The sequence below is a fragment of the Verrucosispora sp. TAA-831 genome (assembly GCF_050780145.1).
GTDB lineage: Bacteria > Actinomycetota > Actinomycetes > Mycobacteriales > Micromonosporaceae > Micromonospora.
In genome coordinates this window covers 1,764,324-1,782,254 of the sequence record NZ_CP192240.1, presented here as the reverse complement: position 1 = coordinate 1,782,254, position 17,931 = coordinate 1,764,324, and the positions used below count along the sequence as shown (strand labels likewise).

Sequence of the window (17,931 nt, the reverse complement as noted above, 5' to 3'; positions counted from 1 at the left end):
GTGACGTGAAAGGAAGGGCACCTTGCTAACGCCTGCGGTATAGCAGGGGACCCCTCCTTGCAGTAAGCCCGCGCGCGACGCAGCAAGCCCGCGCGCGACGCGCGCACGAAGCCCGCGCACGGCGCGCGGGAGCGGCGGTGTGGGGAGATCGTCGGCGCGCCGTCCGAGCCGGGAACCGGGCGGCGGCTTAGGCTGCAAACATGGCCGCCCCGATCGCGCTTCCGGACACCTTCGCCCGCGCGGTCACCGGGCTCCGGGTGACGGCGCCTCGACCGGAGATCGTGCTGGAGGAGGCCGGCGCGCCGCAGCGGCTGGCGCCATACTCGTTCGCGCTCTCCGCGGCGGTGCTGCGCGACGGCGACGAGGTGGCCACCGCCCGGCTGATCCTGCTGCACGATCCCGCCGGGCACGAGGGCTGGCAGGGCACCCTGCGACTGGTCACCTACGTGACCGCCGAGCTGGAGGTCGACCTGGCCGCCGACCCGCTGTTGCCCGGGGTGGCCTGGACCTGGCTCACCGACGCGCTGGAGGCGCACGATGCCGGGCACCGGGCGATCGGCGGCACGGTCACCCAGACCGCGTCGACCCGGTTCGGTGACCTGGCCGGGCCGCCGGCCGCCTGCGACATCGAGATCCGCGCGTCGTGGACCCCGACCGGTGTGGAGCTGACCCCGCACCTGTACGCCTGGTGCACGCTGCTCGCCTCCACGGCGGGCCTGCCGCCGCCCGGCGTCACCGCGCTGGACGAGCGTCGCGCCGCGGCCGCCGGTTGACGGGGCGGGTACGGCCCCCCGGCGACGAACCGCCGACACGCGGCGGGGCGGGTGCGCGCGGCACGATCCGTTGGCGCACTAGGGTTGCCAGGTGACCGACGAACCACCCCTGCGCCGTCGGACCGCCGCAAGCCGTACGGGAAACGACACGCACCACGAGCCGTCGGCGCGGCCGGAACCGTCGGACGCGGGGACCGAACCCACCGGCGGCGAGTCCGTGCCGTTGACCGCCCCACGTGAGGGCACTCCCGAACCGGTGGCGACACCGGACCAGCTCGCCGAGGTGGTGGCCCGTTTCGCGGCCGGCACCGGCCCGGTGGCCCTGGACGCCGAGCGCGCCTCCGGCTACCGCTACAGCCAGCGGGCGTACCTGGTGCAGTTGCGCCGCCAGGGCGCCGGCACCGTGCTGATCGACCCGTTGCCGCTACCCGACCTGAGCAGCCTCGACGCGGCGATCGCGGACACCGAGTGGGTGTTGCACGCGGCCAACCAGGATCTGCCCTGTCTCGCCGAGCTGGGGTTGCGGCCACGCCGACTGTTCGACACCGAGCTGGCCGCCCGGCTGGCCGGGTTCGAGCGGGTCGGCCTGGCCGCGCTCACCGAGCAGTTGCTCGGGTTCAGCCTGGAGAAGCACCATTCGGCGGCGGACTGGTCGAGCCGGCCGTTGCCGGAGTCCTGGCTCACCTACGCCGCGTTGGACGTGGAGCTGCTGACCGACCTGCGCGACGCGCTCGACGCGGAGCTGTCCCGGCAGGGCAAGTCCGCGTGGGCGGCCGAGGAGTTCGCCGCGCTGGTGGCCAGCGGGGACCGTCCGCCCCGGGTCCGGGCCGATCCGTGGCGGCGCACCTCCGGCATCCACCGGGTTCGCGGGGCGCGGGCGCAGGCGCGGGTGCGTTCGCTCTGGTACGCCCGCGACCAGATCGCCGCCCGGCGGGACGCGGCGCCGGGGCGGGTGCTGCCCGACTCGGCCATCGTGGCCGCCGCCGAGCTGGACCCGAAGGACGAGAAGACGCTGCTCACCCTGCCCGGTTTCGGCGGTCGGTCGGTACGCCGGCTGGCCCGGACCTGGCTGGCGGCGTTGGACGACGCCCGGCACTTGCCGGACGACGAGTTGCCGGTGACGCCGACGGTGGAGGGACCGCCCCCGCCGCACCGGTGGGCGGAACGGGACCCGGCCGCCGCGGCCCGGCTGACCCGGTCCCGCGAGGTGGTGCTCCGGGTGGCCGGCGCGCACCACCTGCCGCCGGAGAACCTGATCTCCCCCGACACCATCCGTCGGGTCGCCTGGCAGCCGCCCGAGGAGATCACCGAACACACGGTCGCCGAGGCGCTCCGCAGCCACCACGCCCGAGACTGGCAGATCAACCTCCTCCTCCCCGACCTGGCCGAAGCCCTAACCACCCCACCCCCCACCTCCCCCTCCCCACCCACCTGATCCGGCGTTGATCAAGAGGTTTGCGTCCGATAGGCGGCCGGTAGCCGACGCAAACCTCTTGATCAACGCGGGCCGTCGGCGCGGGCCGTCGGCGCGGGCCGTCGGCGCGGGCCGTCGGCGCGAGCGGGGGTGTGGGGTGGGCCACAGCGGGGTCGCGGGCACGGGTTATTACTGGCGAGTAGCATTCGAGGGAAACGCCAGTGCTGGCTAGGAGGCTCAAGTGCCCCGTGAAGTTCGGGATGTCGTCTTCGTGGACGGCGTCCGCACCCCGTTCGGTAAGGCGGGTGGGATGTACGCCGACACCCGCGCCGACGACCTGGTGATCCGATGCATCCGCGAACTGCTGCGCCGCAATCCGCAGCTCCCCCCGGAACGGGTCGAGGAGGTGGCCATCGCCGCCACCACCCAGATCGGTGACCAGGGCCTGACCATCGGCCGTACCGCCGCGCTGCTGGCCGGCCTGCCCAAGACGGTTCCCGGCTTCGCCATCGACCGGATGTGCGCCGGCGCGATGACCGCGGTGACCACCGTCGCCAGCGGCATCGCCGTGGGCGCGTACGACGTCGCGATCGCCGGCGGTGTCGAGCACATGGGCCGCCACCCGATGGGCGAGGGCGTCGACCCGAACCCGCGCATCGTCGCGGAGAAGCTGGTCGACCCGTCCGCGCTGGTGATGGGCTCCACGGCGGAGAACCTGCACGACCGGGTCCCGCACATCACCAAGGAGCGCACCGACGCGTTCGCGCTCGCCTCGCAGCAGAAGACCGCGAAGGCGTACGCCAACGGCAAGTTCCAGGACGACCTGGTCTCGGTGGCGATCCGCGACCCGGAGACCGGCTGGGGCCTGGCCACCGTCGACGAGGCCCCCCGGGACACCTCCCTGGAGAAGCTGGCCACGCTGAAGACCCCGTTCCGCCCGCACGGCAAGGTGACCGCGGGCAACGCGGCCGGGCTGAACGACGGCGCGACCGCCAGCCTGCTGGTCGCCGAGGACGTCGCCCGCGAACTGGGCCTGCCGATCGCCATGCGGCTGGTGTCGTACGGCTTCGTCGGCGTCGAGCCCGAGGTGATGGGCGTGGGCCCGATCCCGTCGACCGAGAAGGCGCTGCGCATCGCCGGCCTGACCATCGACGACATCGGCCTGTTCGAGCTGAACGAGGCGTTCGCCGTGCAGGTGCTCGCCTTCCTCGACCACTTCGGCATCGCCGACGACGACCCCCGGGTCAACCAGTGGGGCGGCGCGATCGCCATCGGGCACCCGCTCGCCTCCTCCGGCGTACGGCTGATGACCCAGCTCGCCCGGCAGTTCGCCGAGCACCCCGAGGTCCGTTACGGCCTCACCGCGATGTGCATCGGCATCGGCATGGGCGGCACGGTCATCTGGGAGAACCCACACTGGACGGAGTCCGGCCAGCCAGCGCAGCGGGAGGGTGGAGACAAATGAGCCTCGCGGCACCCAACGAGGTGGTCACCAGGGCGCTGCTGCGTCAGGTGAACGTGCCGGGGCTGGACCGTCCGGCCGCCCTGATCACCCTCGACAACGGACTCGACCACACCAAGCCGAACACCTTCGGTCCGGGCGGCCTGACCAGCCTGGACGAGGCGATCAGCGCCGCGCTGGCGGCCGACCCGGCGTTCGTCGCGGTGACCGGCAAGCCGTACATCTTCTGCGTCGGCGCGGACCTGACCAGCCTGCCGCTGCTGGCGGACCGGGCGCAGGCGTTGGAGATCGGCCGGCTGGGGCACCGGGTCTTCGCCCGGCTGAAGGACAGCCCGGTCCCGACCTTCGCCTTCGTCAACGGCGCGGCGATGGGCGGTGGCCTGGAGCTGGCGTTGCACTGCCACTACCGGACGCTGTCCGGCGGCGCGGCGGCGCTGGCGCTGCCCGAGGTGTCGCTCGGCCTGATCCCGGGTTGGGGCGGCACCCAGCTCCTGCCGAACCTGATCGGCATCCCCGCGGCCACCCAGGTGATCATCCAGAACCCGCTGATGCAGAACAAGATGCTCAAGCCGAAGCAGGCCGCCGAGCTGGGCATCGCCGACGTGCTGCTGGAGCCGGCCGACTTCCTGGAGCGGTCGCTGGAGTGGGCCGCCGGGGTGGTACGCGGCGAGGTGACCGTCACCCGCCCCGAGGTCGACAAGGACATGTGGGCGGGCGTGCTCTACTTCGCCCGGCAGACGCTGGACCAGCGGCTGCACGGCGCGGTCCCGGCCGCGTACCGGGCGCTGGACCTGCTGGAGACGGCGAAGGACGCCGACTTCGCCACCGGCACCGCCGCCGAGGACGAGGCCCTGGCCGACCTGGTCTTCTCCGAGGAGTTGCGCAGCGGCCTGTACGCCTTCGACCTGGTCCAGCGGCGGGCCAAGCGACCGGCCGGCGCGCCGGACAAGGGGCTGGCCCGTCCGGTGACCAAGGTCGGCATCGTCGGCGCGGGCCTGATGGCGGGCCAGTTGGCGCTGCTGTTCGCCCGCCGCCTCCAGGTCCCGGTGGTGCTCACCGACCTGGACCAGGCCCGGGTGGACTCCGGCGTCGGCTACGTGCACACCCAGATCGAGAAGGCCGTCAGCAGGGGCCGGATGGACAAGGGCACCGCCGCCAAGCTGTACGGCCTGGTCAGCGGCACGGTCGACAAGAGCGCGTTCGCCGACGCCGACTTCGTCATCGAGGCCGTCTTCGAGGACCTGTCCGTCAAGAAGCAGGTCTGGGCCGAGCTGGAGAAGATCGTCGCGCCGGAGGCGGTGTTGGCGACGAACACCTCCTCGCTGTCGATCACCGCGATGGCCGAGGAGCTGGAGCACCCGGAGCGGGTGGTCGGCTTCCACTTCTTCAACCCGGTCGCGGTACTGCCGCTGCTGGAGATCGTCCGTGGCGAGCGGACCGACGACGCCACCCTGGCCACCGCCTTCGCGGTGGGCAAGCAGCTCAAGAAGTCGTCGGTGCTGGTGAAGGACGCCCCGGCGTTCGTGGTCAACCGGCTGCTCACCCGTTTCCTCGGCACCGTCTTCGCCGCCGTGGACGCGGGCACCCCGCTGGAGGTGGCGAACCGCGCGCTGGACCCGCTGGGTCTGCCGATGCGACCGCTGGCACTGCTCCAGCTCGTCGGCCCGCCCGTCGCCCACCACGTCGGCGGCACGCTGCACGCGGCCTACCCGGACCGGTTCACGGTCAGCGACAACCTCAAGCGGATCGCGGACTCCGGCCAGCCGATCGTGGTGGACGACGAGATCAACGCCGAGGTGGCGAAGCTGCTGGTGGTCGGCGACCGGCCGCTCACCGAGGAGCAGGTACGCCAGCAGGCGCTCGACGCGCTGGCCCAGGAGATCCGGCTGATGCTGGACGAGGGGGTCGTCGCCGAGGCGCAGGACATCGACCTGTGCATGATCCTCGGTGCCGGGTGGCCGTTCCACCTGGGCGGCGTCACGCCGTACCTGGACCGGACCGGCACCAGTGAGCAGGTCACCGGTCAGCGCTTCCTGCCGCGCGGCGTGGCCGGCCTGGCGGGCTGAGTCGAGCCGGGTCACGGTGGTCGCCCACCCGGGGTGACCACCGTGACCGGCGGTCGGGGCCAGCGGCACGAGCGGCGGCTGGCTACCATCCCGGTTCCACCCCTCGTCAGGAGCCGACCGCATGTCCCACCCGGACCAGCACCACAATCCGCACGGCGCCGGCCCGTACCCGCCGGGCGGCAGCTACCCACCGCGCAGCGGCGACCAGTACCCGCCGGGCGGGTCGTATCCGCAGGCCGGCGGCTACCCGCCGCCGGGGACCGGCTATCCCCCGCCCCCACCGGCCGGCGGGTATCCCACGCCCGGTCAGCCGTACGGCGCCTTCCCGCCGCCCCCTCCGCCGAAGAAGTCCCACGCGGGGAAGATCGTGCTGATCGTCTTCGCCGTCCTCGTGGTGCTCTGCGTCGGCGGCGGCTCGGTCGTCTGGTTCGTGGTCCGGGACACCGTCGGCGAGGCGGTCGACGCCAGCCGGACCCGGGTGGTGGCGCCGGAGACCCTGGCCGGCCGACAGAAGGTCACCGAACCGGAGTTGCAGCAGCTCTCCGACTCGATGGTCCGGGAACTCAAGTCCTCGATCCAGAACGAGACGGGTGCGGTGGGTGCCTTCTACGGCAACCCGTCGCAGGAGAACCTCGTGATGATCGTGGCCGTCTCCGGGCTGATGGCCGACCCCAAGCGGGAACTCGACGAGGCGGTCCAGGCCATCTCGACCGAGCTGACGGTCAGCAACATGACGTCGGTCGAGCCGGGCCCGCTCGGCGGCGAGGCCCGCTGCGGCGACGGCCGGGCCGACGTGGCGCTGGGCATCTGCGTCTGGGCGGACCGTGGCAGCGTCGGCATGATCGTCTTGTTCTGGTCCTCCCGCGACGACGCCGCATCCGAGTTCCTCACCATCCGTGGCCAGGTCGAACAACGGTCCTGACGGACGCACCGGTGGCCGGACGGGGTGAATCCCCCGCCCGGCCGTCGCGTCGCTGCGGCCGGTGGCGGGCGATCACCCGTCCATCAGGGCGTGTTCCGCCAGACTGCGTTCCACGCAGAACTCGTTGCCCTCCGGGTCGGCCAGCACCACCCATCCCCTGCCGTCCGGCCGACGGTGGTCGGCGACCGGCGTGGCGCCCAGGCCGAGCAGGCGTTCCACCTCCTCGTCCCGGGTCCGGTCGGTCGGTTGGAGATCCAGGTGGATGCGGTTCTTCACGGTCTTGCCCTCGGGCACCCGCTGGAAGAGCATCCCGCCGCCGGCCGTGTCCGGGCCGGACAGCAACGCGCACTCCTCGTCCCCCGGCCGGTCGTCCGGGTCGGGACGCAGCCCGGTGGCCGCCGCCCAGAAGGTCGCCATGGTGTACGGGTCGGCACAGTCGACGTCGATCCAACGCACTCGGGAAGTCATGACCCCAACCTCTCACCGGGATCAAGCGATTATCAGCGCATCGGGTCAGCGTGTGCCCTGCTCCACGGTCGGCGCGGAGTCGGCCGCCGGCAGGTTGACCGTCACCTCCAGGCCGCCCCCGGACTGTGCCACCGCCGTCACCGTGCCGCCGTGCGCGTCACAGACCGCCCGCACGATGGACAGGCCGAGGCCGGACCCGCGGGCACCGGTCCGTTCCCGGCCGCCGCGCCGGAACGGCTCGAACAGCCCAGGTACGTCGGCCGGGTCGACCTCGAAGCCGGTGTTGCCCACCACCAGCCACGACCGCTGGCCGTCGGAGCCGGTCCGCACCCAGAGCCGCCCGTGCAGGTGGTTGTAGCGGACCGCGTTCTCGATCAGGTTGCCGGCCAACCGGTCCAGCAGACCGGGGTCGCCGACCACCGGTGCCGGCTGGAGCGAGGTCCGCACGTCCAGCTTGATCCGGTCCACCTCGCGGCGCACCGCGGACAGCGCGTTGAGCGTGCCGGCGGCCAGGTCGCACTCGGTACGCCGAGCGAGCCGCCGGCCCGTCTGCGCCTCGCTGCGGGCCAGCACCAGCAGGGCGTCGACCAGCCCGTTGGCCCGTTCGGAGGCGTCGCGCACCACGGTCGCCATCCGGCGGTACTCGGCCGCGTCCGCGTCGTCGTCGCTGAGCGTCACGTCGATCTCGGTCCGCATCACCGCCAGCGGCGTGCGTAACTCGTGCGAGGCGTTGGCGACGAACCGTTTCTGCGACTCGAAGGCGGCACCGATCCGGTCCAGCATCGCGTCGAAGGTGTCGGCCAGCTCGGCCACCTCGTCGTCCGCCCCCGAGTAGCCGATGCGCTGGTGCAGGGTGGTCTCGCCGAGTCGCCGCGCGGTGGCGGTCACCTGGTGCAGTGGTCGCAGTGCCCGCCCGACGACCGCGTACGCCCCGACCACGCCGGCCGCGCCGACCGCCAGCAGCGCGGCCAGCCCCTTCGCCAGCAGTTCGCCGGAGGCCGCGCTGACCAGTTGCCGCTGCCACGCCCCGGCCTCCAGGGTGCTGCCGTCGGCCAGCACCACGGTGGTGCCGGGCAACAGCTCGTCGGTGGGGCGCAACGCGTCGCGCACCAGCAACCAGGCCAGCAGCAGCAGGATCGCCCCGGCGCCGATCAGCAGGACGCCGTTGAGCAGGGTCAGTCGCAGTCGCAGGGTGGGCCGCGGTCGCAGTCGCGTGACCGGCCCGATCCCCAGGGCGGGCGTCACGCCGGCCCCTCGGCGGTGCGGTAACCGGCCCCCACCACGGTCTCGATCAGCGGCGGATCACCGAGCTTGCGGCGCAGGGTCATCACGGTGACCCGGACGATGGTGGTGAACGGGTCGGTGTTCGCGTCCCACACCCGTTCCAGCAGTTCCTCGCTGGACACCACCGCCCCGCGCGCCTTGAGCAGCTCGCAGAGCACCCCGAACTCCTTGTTGGTCAGCTCCACCGGCTGCCCGGCCCGGGTGGCCACCCGCCGGGCCGGGTCGACGACCAGATCGGCCAGTTCCAGTACCGGAGGTGCCGCCGGAGTGGCCCGTCGGCCCAACGCCTGCACCCGGGCCACCAACTCGTCGAAGGCGAACGGCTTGGGCAGGTAGTCGTCGGCACCGAGTTGCAGGCCCTCGACCCGGTCGGCGACGGTGCCGCTGGCGGTGAGCATCAGCACCCGGGTCAGCGCGCCGGAGGCGGCCAGCTCGGCGCAGATCTGGTCACCGTGCATGCCCGGCAGGTCACGGTCGAGCACCACCACGTCGTACCGGGTGACGAAGGCCATCTCGTGTCCGCTGTCACCGTCGTACGCGACATCCACCGCCATGCCGCGTTTGCGCAGGCCGCGCGCGATCGCGTCGGCGAGGTTGCGCTCGTCCTCGACCACCAGTACCCGCATGTCACGCCCCTTTTCCGCCGGTGACCACCCGACAACCTAGCGCCGGCCGCCAAGTCGGGCGTGCCACCCCGGGCCGGTGTCACTCCGGCAGTCGCCAGACCCCGAAGTCGCCGTCCTGCCGACGGCAGGCCACGAGGTCTTGGCGGGCCTGGCATTCGCCACGCCCCCCGACCAGCACGTCGATCGGCCGGGCCCGGTCGGCGTCCGGGTGGAGCTCGGCGAGCACCAGGCCGACATCGGCCACCGGTCGTACGGCGAGCAGGTGCGGCGCGTACTCGTACCGGTGGACCTGCTCCCACGGCCCGTGGTCGACGAGCGCCGCCCCGGTCGTCATGTCGAAGGTGGCCAATTCCATCGTCCCCTCGGCCCACCTGGACAGGACCAGCGCACGCCGCTCCCCCACCAGCAGGAGGTCGGCGATGTCCCGGTTGTCCCACCGGATGGCGCCGGTGGCCGGGTCGAGGACCTGCACCCCGCCGCTGGCCAGAAAGGCGCAGAGCAGCGCGGCGCAGTCGGTGACGTGGTAGACCGTCGGCACGGTGGTCTGCCAGACCGGAACCAGCCCGTCGACCGTGTAGGCGGCGACGGTGTTCGAGTTCCGGACCACCGCCACCAGGTCGCCGACCACCCACGCCGACTGGTAGCCGGCCGGGTCGTCGGCGGGCGGCGGCAGGCGGTGCCGGACCTCCCCGGTCTCCGGGTCGCGCACCTCGACGCCGCCGTCGAGCGTGGACACCACGACCGCGTCGACCGCTCCGTCGCGGAGCCGGTAGTCGACGCTGGACGCCGAGAGCGGAATGGACCACAGCTCGCGGGCGCTCGGCAGCTCGATCATCCGCAGCGTGTTCGGCATGCTCTCGCGATGGGTCCGCAGCAGTGCGCGGCGGGGGTCGTCGAACATCGCCACGCCCGGCTCGCGCCAGCGTTCCCGACCGGTACGGGCATCGAGCAGCACGCTCTGGCTGGTCTCGGTCTCCTCGGCGGACATCGAGACCAGCACCCCGTCCTCGGCGACGGGCTGCACCCGGAAGACCCGATGGCCGTGCGACAGGGCGACCCGCCACGACGGAGTCAGCTTCGGCGGCGTGCCGGTGGCCGGCTCGGGATGGGGAAAGGCGAGCAACTCGGGGCGGTCGCCGGTGGCCTCGGTGCCGGGGATGACGGCGAAGATCTGGTCCGCCGAGAGGAGCAGGCTGGCGCCGAGAGGCACCGGCACCGTCGCGTACACCCGGCGGGGCGGCGGTGCGGCGCCGGCCATCGTCACCAGCACGACCACCGCGAGCAGCGCGGCTGCCCAGCGGCGCGAGCCGGCGAAGGTCCGGTGACGTCTCGGCGGGTGGTCGGTCGGCTCGGTGATCTCACCGAGGTCGATCAACGTCACGGTCGTCCTTCCTGCGGTGCGCCGACACGGCCCCTCACAGCCGTCGGCCGCCCCGGCGACCGCCTGTACGATGGCCCGTCGTGGCTGTGCCGGTGATTGATTCCTCGTTGAACCCCGTCCCCGAGACCGTCGAGGCGGAGTCAGCGACAAGACGTCGCCGACGCGGGCCGACGCGCGTCGACGTACTGGCCATCGGAGCCTACGTCCTGCTCGGCGTCCTCGTCTGCCTCTACTACTGGGTGGACGTGCAGAACCGCGTCTCGTCCCATCTGCCCACCGACCACAGTTGGTTCGAGTGGTTGTTCTCGCACGGTGCGTACTCGGTGATGCACCTGGAGAACCCGCTGTTCAGTACGCGGCAGAACGCCCCGGACGGGGTGAACATGATGGCCAACACCTCGCTGCTCGGGGTGACCCTGCCGCTGGCCCCGCTCACCTGGCTGCTCGGCCCGCAGGTGGTGTACGCGCTCTACCTGGGCGGTGCGCTGGCGGCCACCGCCGCCACCTCGTACTGGATGCTCTCCCGGCACCTGGTGCGCTCCCGGGCCGCCGCCTTCGTCGGCGGCGCGTTCCTCGGCTTCGCCCCCGGCATCGTGCACCACGCCAACGGCCAGCCGAACTTCGTCTCCAACTTCCTGCTGCCACTGATCGTGGTGCGGGTGTTCCGGCTGACCGAACCCGGCCGGTGGCGGCGCAACGGGCTGGTGCTGGGCCTGCTGGTGGCGTACCAGATCTTCATCAACGAGGAGATGCTGCTGCTCACCGCGCTGGCCTGCCTGGTCATCGTGATCGCGTACGCGGTCATGCGGCCACGCCAGGCGCGCGACCGTGCCGGCACGTTCGGTGCCGGACTGGGCCTCGGCGGCGTCGTCGCCCTGCTGCTCACCGCCTACCCGATCTGGTACCAGTTCAACGGCCCACAGTCCTACCGGGGTCTACAGGGCGGGGTGTTCCACAGTTGGGGTGAGGACGTCGTCGCCTTCGTCACCTTCCCCCGCGACACCATCGCCGGCACCGAGGCGGTGGAGGCGACCATCGGACTGACCGAGCAGAACAGTTGGTTCGGCTGGCCGATGGTGCTGTTCACGGTGGTGGCGCTGGCGCTGCTGGTGCGCCGGTCGATGGTGGCCCGGATCCTCGCCGTGCTGGTGGTGCTCTTCTCGGTGGGCTCGCTCGGCCCGGAGATCCGGTTCAACGGCGAGCTGACCGGCATCGCCGGTCCGTGGTCGTACATCTCGGAGGACCTGCCGCTGGTCGAGATGATGATGCCGACGCGGCTGGCCCTGGTCACCACCGCCGCGCTCGGTGTCCTGCTCGCCCTGGCATGGGACGCGGTGGCCGGCAACCGCCGGTCGCCGGTGCCGGCACCGCGCTCCGGCGAACCCGCGCCCGCCGCCCGCAACCGGCCGCGCTGGCAGCGCGGCGTCGGGTACGCGGCCATCTCGCTCGCCGTCCTGCCGCTGTTCCCCACCCCGCTGCCCGCCGAGGAGGTTCCGCCGCCGCCGACCTTCATCACCTCGGGCGCCTGGCGGCCGTACGTGCCGGAGGGCCGGACGCTGGTACCGGTGCCCATCCCGAGCAACGTGCACGGTCTGTCCACGTTGCGCTGGAGCGCGCTGACCCAGCACGAGTTCCCGATCCCGGCGGGGTACTTCATCGGCCCCAACCTCGACGGTGAGGGCGTCTTCGGTGCGCCGAACCGGCCCACCAGCACCCTCGTCTATCGCACCATCGACGCCGGTGAGGTGCCCGATCTGACCGACGAGAACCGCCAGCAGGCCGTCGAGGACCTGCGCTTCTGGCGGGCCTCGGTGGTGGTGCTCGGCGCCCACCCCCGGGAGGCCGTGCTGCGGGATCTGCTGACCGGCCTGCTCGGCGAGCCGCAGCGGGTGGACGACGTCTGGCTCTGGGACGTCCGCGACCGCGTCTGACGCGCTCCGGCCTTGTTGGAAGGAAGGGCCCCCTGCTAACGCCTCGTGCATAGCAGGGGACCCCTCCTTACACCTCAGGCGCAGCGGGCAGCGGCTCGGAGACGTGCGCGGTGACGATGCGCCAGCCGACGGGCAGGCGTACCCAGGTCTGGGTCTGCCGGCCGGTGGCGACCGTACCGGCGTAGCCGAACCGGGTGGTGACGACCGCGAGGTCCAGGCCCAAGGTGGTGATCACCGTGTCGACCAACCGGCGACCCGGTGGCAGCGGTGGCTGTGCGGCCCGCCATTTCCGCTGCTCCTCCAAGCCGTACTGGTGGTCGGCGAGGCCGAAGCGCACCGTCCGGTCGGAATCCCGGAAGTAGCCGCAGATCCGCTCCGCGTCCCCGTCGACCAGGGCCTGCTCGTAGCCGGCGAACACGGCCGCGACCTCGGCCACCACGTCGGCGCGGTCGATCTCCATCGGGTTCGTCCTCTCCAGTCGGAACGACAGCGGGCGGCGGGGCGTCCCGGTCGGGCGGCGGAACCTGCCGCCCGACCGGGACACCGCCTCAGCCACTCACCGCCGCCTCGCGGGTGTCGTCGTCCGCCGGGGCGGCACCGGTCGGACGGCCCGGCGCGGAGACCGAGGGGGTCGGGGTGTCCCGGGTCCCGGGCGCGGTGGCGCCGCTGTGCAGGCGATCCAGTTCGGCCTCCTCCGGCGCGGGCACCCGGGGCGGGTGCGCCCCGAGCGCGAAGATCCCGCAGATCACCGCGACGAAGAGATACCCGAGGGCCACCTGCCCGTTGGCGTTCCACCGGACCTCCTCGCCGTGGATCAGGCCGATGAAGGCGAGCACCGCACCCGACGCGGCGAACACGGCCGCGTGGACGAAGCGTTTGTCGATGATGAACGCCACGATCGCGCCGAGCACCAGACCGGCGAGGATGGCCCCTTCCCCGAGTATCCGCAGCCCGTCGTAGACCACCCCGGCACCGGCGAGCGCCTCGTTGCCGACCTCGGCGGCAGTGGTGCCGGCCGCCGCCAGGGCGTTGTTCATCTGCCCGGTCGCCCAGGCCGCGATGTTGGGGATCAGCGCCGCCACCACCGCTGCCGCGTGGGCCCGGGGCGTGGCCTGGAACGCCTGCGCGCCGATCAGCAGCCCGATGTAGAGCAGGATCGGCACGATCGCCGCGGTCGGGAAGATCGCACCGAGCAGGGAGAACATCCCGAGGAAGCAGAGCAGCGCGATGACCACCCCGGTCGCCATCGAGTAACCGGTCCGCCCTCCGGCGGCCTTCCAACCGGGGTGTCCGACGTACACGGCGGGCGGGAAGGGGGAGCCGAGGGCCGCACCGACCACCGCCCCGGCACCGTCGGCGAGCAGGACACTGCGCAGGTTGTAGTTGTCCCCGGCGGTGGCGGCGCTCTCCACGTTGGTCATCGCCTCGGTGAAGTTGTAGACCCCGAGCGGGATCGCGGTCGCCAGCAGCGGCGCCATGTCGGACAGGCCGCGCCCCAGCAGGTCGAGCTGGAACGTGGGGAAGGCGACGGCGATGTCCCGCGCCGCCGCCGTCACGTCCGGCACCGACATCGCCCCGCCGAGCCAACCGATCGCCGTACCCAGCAGCAGGGCGGCCAGCCCGATCGGGAAGTTGAACGGCAGTTTCACGTCGGTGAGCAGCCCGATCAGGAGCAACGCGAGGACCGGCAGGGCGATCCAGGCCATCCGCCACATCTGTCCTGCCGGGTTCATCGAGATGAAGGTGACGCTGATGCCGGCCAGCGTGCCGAGCAGCGCGGCGCGTGGGGTGTACCGGCGGATGTACGGGCCGACGAACGCACCGATCAGCACGATCACACCGATGATGAACGCCCACGCGAGCCCGGCCTCCCAGGCCCGCCTCGGATCTCCGGTGCTCAGGAAGATCGGCAGCATGATGACGAAGATGACGATGAACATGTGCGGCACGCTCGGCCCGTACGGCAGGGCGGTCACGTCGGTACGCCCTTCCCGTCGTGCCAGCCGCCGGGCCAGGTGGGTGTAGTAGACGTTGCCGGCCACCAGGGCGATGCCGAGGGCCGGCAGGATCGTGCCGAACACCTCGCCTTCGGGCAGGTTCACCACGAAGATGCAGAGCCCGGTCAGGGTGAGGACGTTGACCAGGACGTTGACGCCGAAGCCGAAGAACGCGTTGGTGTCGCCGCGCACCCAGTACGGCAGGCGCGGCGCGGAGGTCGTGGTGGGGTCCATGAGCGGCTCCCGGTCAGGAGGAGGCGGGCGACGAGGGGGCGCTGGGCAGCACGGCGAGTACGTCCGTCGAGTCGGCCACCCAGCCGAAGATGCCGCCCTGGGCGGCGATCATGTCGAGTCCGACCCGGTGGAACTCCGGGAAGTAGGACCCGACGCAGTCGGCGAGCACGAGGCACTCGTATCCGCGGTCGTTCGCCTCCCGGACGGTGGTGTGCACGCACACCTCGGTGGTGACGCCGGTGACCAGGAGACTGTCGATCTTCCGTTCGGCGAGCAGTTCCGCCAGGCCGGTGGCGTGGAAGGCGCCCTTGCCGGGCTTGTCGACGACCGGCTCGCCGGGCAGCGGCGCCAACTCGTCGACGATGTCGTGGCCGTACTCGCCGCGGACCAGGATCCGGCCGTTGGGTCCGGGGTCGCCGATGCGCATGCGCGGGGCGCCCCGCTGGAGCTTGGCCGGTGGGCAGTCGGAGAGGTCCGGCAGGTGGCCCTCGCGGGTGTGCACGACGGTCAGGCCGGCGGCGCGGGCGGCGGCCAGCAGCGCGCCGAGCGGCCCGATCGTGCGCCGCAACTGGTCGACGTCGTTGCCCAGGCTCTCGCCGAAACCGCCCGGTTCCAGGAAGTCGCGCTGCATGTCGATGACGAGCAGCGCCGTGGTCGAGAGGTCGAAGGTGTACGGGAAGGGTCGCGCGGCGGCGATGGTCGGCATGGTCCACCTCACCCGGTCGTGGCGGCGATGACGTCGTCGGAGGTGGCCACACAGCCGAAGACGCCACCCTGCATGGTCACCATGTGCAGGGCGGCCTCGTGGTTGCCCTTGTCGGTGGCGCCGGTGCAGTCCGACAGGATCAGGCACTCGTAGCCCCGGTCGTTCGCCTCGCGCATCGTGGTGTGCACACAGACGTCGGTGGTGATGCCGGTGAGGATCAGGTGGGTGATGCCCCGGGTACGCAGTACCAGGTCGAGGTTGGTGGCGTAGAACGCGCCCTTGCCCGGCTTGTCGACGACCACCTCGCCGGGGGCCGGGGCGACCTCGGGCACGATCTCCCAGCCCGGTTCGCCCTTGACCAGGATCCGGCCGCACGGACCGGCCCCGCCGATCTCGGCGCCGATCCGCGCCGAGCGCCATCGCTTGTTCGCCGGCAGGTCGGACAGGTCGGGATCGTGTCCCTCCCGGGTGTGCACCACCAGCATGCCGAGCGACCGGACGTGCGCCAGCAGCCGGGCGGTGGCGGGCAGGCCGGCTCGGGTCAGGCCGATGTCGTAGCCCATCGCGTCGACGTAGCCGCCCGGCCCGCAGAAGTCGGTCTGCCAGTCCACACAGAGCAGTGCGGTACGCACGGTGTCGACCGTGCCGTCGTACGGCCACGGGTAGGGGTTCGCGGGTACCGGACCGATCGTTGCCATCGCTCCTCCTGTCTTCTCCGTTCACGGTCGGCTGGCGGTGTTAGGAGGGGTCCCCTGCTATGCACGAGGCGTTAGCAGGGGACCCCTCCTTACATGCGGCGCGCCGGTACGCGCGCCAGCCACCGGCGGCGCTGATGTCCTCGGCGTCCGGGCCGGCCGCGTACGCCTCGCAGAGGAACCCGAGCACGTCCCGCCCGTCGTGCAGCCGCACCCAGCCGAGCGAGAGCGGAGCGGGCACCTCGGCCAGCAACCCGCCCACGGCCGACGCCGGCAGCGACCAGAGCTCGACCTCGATCGGGTGGCCGTCGGGGGCGGTCGAGGCGACGCGGACCAGTCCGGGCAGCCCTTTGCCGTCCGGGGTCGGCATCCGGTACAGCCGGTAGAGCGGCGCGGTGCGGGCCGCCCCGGCGAGGGTGGCTCCGAGGTCGGTCAGCTCGGCGTTGCGCGACTCCCCGGTCAGGTGCCGCCCGACCACGGCGATCAGCACCTCCGTGCGGCCCGGCGGTGTGCCGTCGCGCCGGATCGGCGGCGCGACCACCGTGCCCGACGTGGTCGCCGTTGCCGGATCGGCCTCGGCGAAGGCGGCGCCGAGCCGGGCCAGTGTGGTGTCGCTGAAGGCCGGGCCGACCAGGGTCAGGCTGGCCGGGCGACCGTCGGCGGTGAACCCGTTCGGCACGGTCACCCCGGCCAGGTCGAGCAGGTTCGCGAACTGGGTGTACCGGCCGAGCACGGCGTTGCGTCCGATCGGGTCCTCGGCGATCTCGTCGAGCGTGAAGGTCGTGCCGACGGTCGGCACGACCAACACGTCCATCTCCTGCCACCACCGGTCGACCTCGGCCCGCAACTCGCGGAGCCGGTGCCTCCCCCGGAAGGCGTCGACGGCGTCGTAGCGCCGCCCGGTCTCCAGCACCGTCCGGGTGACCGGGAGGACCGCCTCCGGATGCGTACGCAGGAAGTCGTCCAGCCCGGCGAGCCGCTCGGCCACCCACGGACCCTGGTAGAGCAGGTCCCCCGCGGCGAGGAAGGGAGCCAGCGGGACCTGCCGCACGGTGCCGACCAACTCCCGCAGGCGGTGCACGCCGGCCGCGAACCGGACCGCCTGCCCGGCGTCGTCGAAGAACTCCAGGTCCACGGTCCGGGGTACGCCGAGGCGGAGCGTCCCCGGCGCGCGGGCCGTGAACCGCTCGGCCGGGAGCGCACGCCCCCAGGGGTCGGCTGTGCTCACCGCGCGGGCGGCGTGCAGCACCTCGCTGGCGCCCGCGACGTCGACGGCGAAGACCGAGACGCAGTCCAGCGAGCGGCAGGCCGGCACCACACCGGCCGTGCTGAGCAGCCCTCGGGTGGGTTTGACGCCGACGATCCCGTTGAGCGCGGCCGGAACCCGGCCGGAGCCGGCGGTGTCCGTGCCCAGGGCGAAGGCGACCTGACCGGCGGCGACCGCGACCGCCGAGCCGGAACTGGACCCGCCGGATACGAGACCTCCGCCGAAGACGCTCTCGACGCTGCCGTACGGGGATCGCGAGCCGGTCAGGCCGGTGGCGAACTGGTCGAGGTTGGTCTTGCCGACCAGCAGGGCTCCGGCGTCGAGGAGTCGGCGGACGACCGGCGCGTCCTCGGCGGCCCGGTACCCGAAGTCGGGGCAGCCGGCAGTGGTGACCATGCCGGCCACGTCGATGTTGTCCTTCACCGCGAACGGGATCCCGTACAGCGGCAGCGTCTGCGGGTCGGTGTCGGTCAGCGCGGCGGCCCGGGTCCGCAGTTCCTCGGCGGAGACGGTGCTGATCCAGACCGGTTCACCGGCTCGCCCGGCGAGTCCTTCCAGGACGGTCTCGGCCAGCTCGGCGGGGGTGAGGCGATGCTCGCGGTACGCGGACCGCAACTCCGAGATCGATCCGATGCGCTCTGGCATACAGTCGATTGTCGACCGTTCTGTTTCAGGGACCGGCGCCGGACGTAACGACGACATGAC

Annotated in this window: 15 protein-coding genes; 6 read left to right on the top strand and 9 right to left on the bottom strand. The window is 72.4% G+C overall.

Annotated elements, in window-relative coordinates:
- Positions 1-200: 200 nt before the first annotated feature.
- From ACQVFL_RS08105 to ACQVFL_RS08085, 5 genes are all read left to right on the top strand, one after another.
- Positions 201-773, top strand: a complete 573-nt coding sequence (locus ACQVFL_RS08105; protein ID WP_431729064.1) for a DUF3000 domain-containing protein — start codon at positions 201-203, stop codon at positions 771-773.
- A gap of 91 nt (positions 774-864) precedes the next feature.
- Positions 865-2,208 (top strand): ribonuclease D, encoded by a 1,344-nt coding sequence (locus ACQVFL_RS08100; protein WP_396691553.1) that lies wholly within the window; start codon positions 865-867, stop codon positions 2,206-2,208.
- A gap of 220 nt (positions 2,209-2,428) precedes the next feature.
- The gene (locus ACQVFL_RS08095; RefSeq protein ID WP_396691554.1) at positions 2,429-3,652 is read left to right on the top strand and encodes a thiolase family protein; all 1,224 of its coding nucleotides are present in this window, start codon (positions 2,429-2,431) and stop codon (positions 3,650-3,652) included.
- The gene (locus tag ACQVFL_RS08090) at positions 3,649-5,715 is read left to right on the top strand and encodes a 3-hydroxyacyl-CoA dehydrogenase NAD-binding domain-containing protein (protein ID WP_431729063.1); all 2,067 of its coding nucleotides are present in this window, start codon (positions 3,649-3,651) and stop codon (positions 5,713-5,715) included. Before ACQVFL_RS08095 ends, ACQVFL_RS08090 begins: the two co-directional genes overlap by 4 nt.
- A 121-nt stretch (positions 5,716-5,836) precedes the next feature.
- Positions 5,837-6,637, top strand: a complete 801-nt coding sequence (locus tag ACQVFL_RS08085; protein WP_396691556.1) for a hypothetical protein — start codon at positions 5,837-5,839, stop codon at positions 6,635-6,637.
- 72 nt (positions 6,638-6,709) lie between these two features.
- Here the strand turns inward: ACQVFL_RS08085 and ACQVFL_RS08080 are convergent, their stop codons facing one another.
- From ACQVFL_RS08080 to ACQVFL_RS08065, 4 genes are all read right to left on the bottom strand, one after another.
- Positions 6,710-7,105 (bottom strand): VOC family protein, encoded by a 396-nt coding sequence (locus ACQVFL_RS08080; protein ID WP_396691557.1) that lies wholly within the window; start codon positions 7,103-7,105, stop codon positions 6,710-6,712.
- Between the two features lie 45 nt (positions 7,106-7,150).
- On the bottom strand, positions 7,151-8,350 hold the full coding sequence (locus ACQVFL_RS08075; protein ID WP_396691558.1) for a sensor histidine kinase: 1,200 nt from the start codon (positions 8,348-8,350) through the stop codon (positions 7,151-7,153).
- On the bottom strand, positions 8,347-9,015 hold the full coding sequence (locus ACQVFL_RS08070; protein WP_350693955.1) for a response regulator transcription factor: 669 nt from the start codon (positions 9,013-9,015) through the stop codon (positions 8,347-8,349). The genes ACQVFL_RS08075 and ACQVFL_RS08070 overlap by 4 nt, the downstream gene beginning before the upstream one ends.
- A gap of 79 nt (positions 9,016-9,094) precedes the next feature.
- Positions 9,095-10,396 (bottom strand): PQQ-binding-like beta-propeller repeat protein, encoded by a 1,302-nt coding sequence (locus ACQVFL_RS08065; RefSeq protein ID WP_431729062.1) that lies wholly within the window; start codon positions 10,394-10,396, stop codon positions 9,095-9,097.
- An 80-nt stretch (positions 10,397-10,476) separates the two neighbouring features.
- Here ACQVFL_RS08065 and ACQVFL_RS08060 point away from each other — a divergent pair, with 80 nt between their 5' ends.
- On the top strand, positions 10,477-12,327 hold the full coding sequence (locus tag ACQVFL_RS08060) for a hypothetical protein (RefSeq protein WP_431729061.1): 1,851 nt from the start codon (positions 10,477-10,479) through the stop codon (positions 12,325-12,327).
- 67 nt (positions 12,328-12,394) lie between these two features.
- Here the strand turns inward: ACQVFL_RS08060 and ACQVFL_RS08055 are convergent, their stop codons facing one another.
- The 5 genes from ACQVFL_RS08055 to atzF all read right to left on the bottom strand — a co-directional run bounded on the left by ACQVFL_RS08055 (position 12,395) and on the right by atzF (position 17,871).
- Positions 12,395-12,787: an AtzH-like domain-containing protein gene (locus tag ACQVFL_RS08055; protein WP_431729060.1), complete on the bottom strand. Its 393-nt coding sequence runs from the start codon at positions 12,785-12,787 to the stop codon at positions 12,395-12,397.
- An 88-nt stretch (positions 12,788-12,875) separates the two neighbouring features.
- The gene (locus ACQVFL_RS08050) at positions 12,876-14,558 is read right to left on the bottom strand and encodes a regulator (RefSeq protein ID WP_431729059.1); all 1,683 of its coding nucleotides are present in this window, start codon (positions 14,556-14,558) and stop codon (positions 12,876-12,878) included.
- A gap of 13 nt (positions 14,559-14,571) precedes the next feature.
- Positions 14,572-15,264, bottom strand: a complete 693-nt coding sequence (locus ACQVFL_RS08045) for a cysteine hydrolase family protein (RefSeq protein WP_396691564.1) — start codon at positions 15,262-15,264, stop codon at positions 14,572-14,574.
- 8 nt (positions 15,265-15,272) lie between these two features.
- Positions 15,273-15,962: a biuret amidohydrolase gene (gene biuH / locus ACQVFL_RS08040; protein WP_431729058.1), complete on the bottom strand. Its 690-nt coding sequence runs from the start codon at positions 15,960-15,962 to the stop codon at positions 15,273-15,275.
- A 40-nt stretch (positions 15,963-16,002) separates the two neighbouring features.
- Complete coding sequence (gene atzF, locus ACQVFL_RS08035) at positions 16,003-17,871, bottom strand: allophanate hydrolase (protein WP_431729057.1); 1,869 nt, start codon at positions 17,869-17,871, stop codon at positions 16,003-16,005.
- Positions 17,872-17,931: the final 60 nt, after the last annotated feature.

Coding starts and splice junctions, on each gene's coding strand:
- ACQVFL_RS08105 (WP_431729064.1), top strand. CDS start 201: ATGGCCGCCCCGATCGCGCTTCCGGACACCTTCGCCCGCGCGGTCACC.
- ACQVFL_RS08090 (WP_431729063.1), top strand. CDS start 3,649: ATGAGCCTCGCGGCACCCAACGAGGTGGTCACCAGGGCGCTGCTGCGT.
- ACQVFL_RS08085 (WP_396691556.1), top strand. CDS start 5,837: ATGTCCCACCCGGACCAGCACCACAATCCGCACGGCGCCGGCCCGTAC.
- ACQVFL_RS08080 (WP_396691557.1), bottom strand. CDS start 7,105: ATGACTTCCCGAGTGCGTTGGATCGACGTCGACTGTGCCGACCCGTAC.
- ACQVFL_RS08070 (WP_350693955.1), bottom strand. CDS start 9,015: ATGCGGGTACTGGTGGTCGAGGACGAGCGCAACCTCGCCGACGCGATC.
- ACQVFL_RS08055 (WP_431729060.1), bottom strand. CDS start 12,787: ATGGAGATCGACCGCGCCGACGTGGTGGCCGAGGTCGCGGCCGTGTTC.
- ACQVFL_RS08050 (WP_431729059.1), bottom strand. CDS start 14,558: ATGGACCCCACCACGACCTCCGCGCCGCGCCTGCCGTACTGGGTGCGC.
- ACQVFL_RS08045 (WP_396691564.1), bottom strand. CDS start 15,264: ATGCCGACCATCGCCGCCGCGCGACCCTTCCCGTACACCTTCGACCTC.
- biuH (WP_431729058.1), bottom strand. CDS start 15,962: ATGGCAACGATCGGTCCGGTACCCGCGAACCCCTACCCGTGGCCGTAC.
- atzF (WP_431729057.1), bottom strand. CDS start 17,871: ATGCCAGAGCGCATCGGATCGATCTCGGAGTTGCGGTCCGCGTACCGC.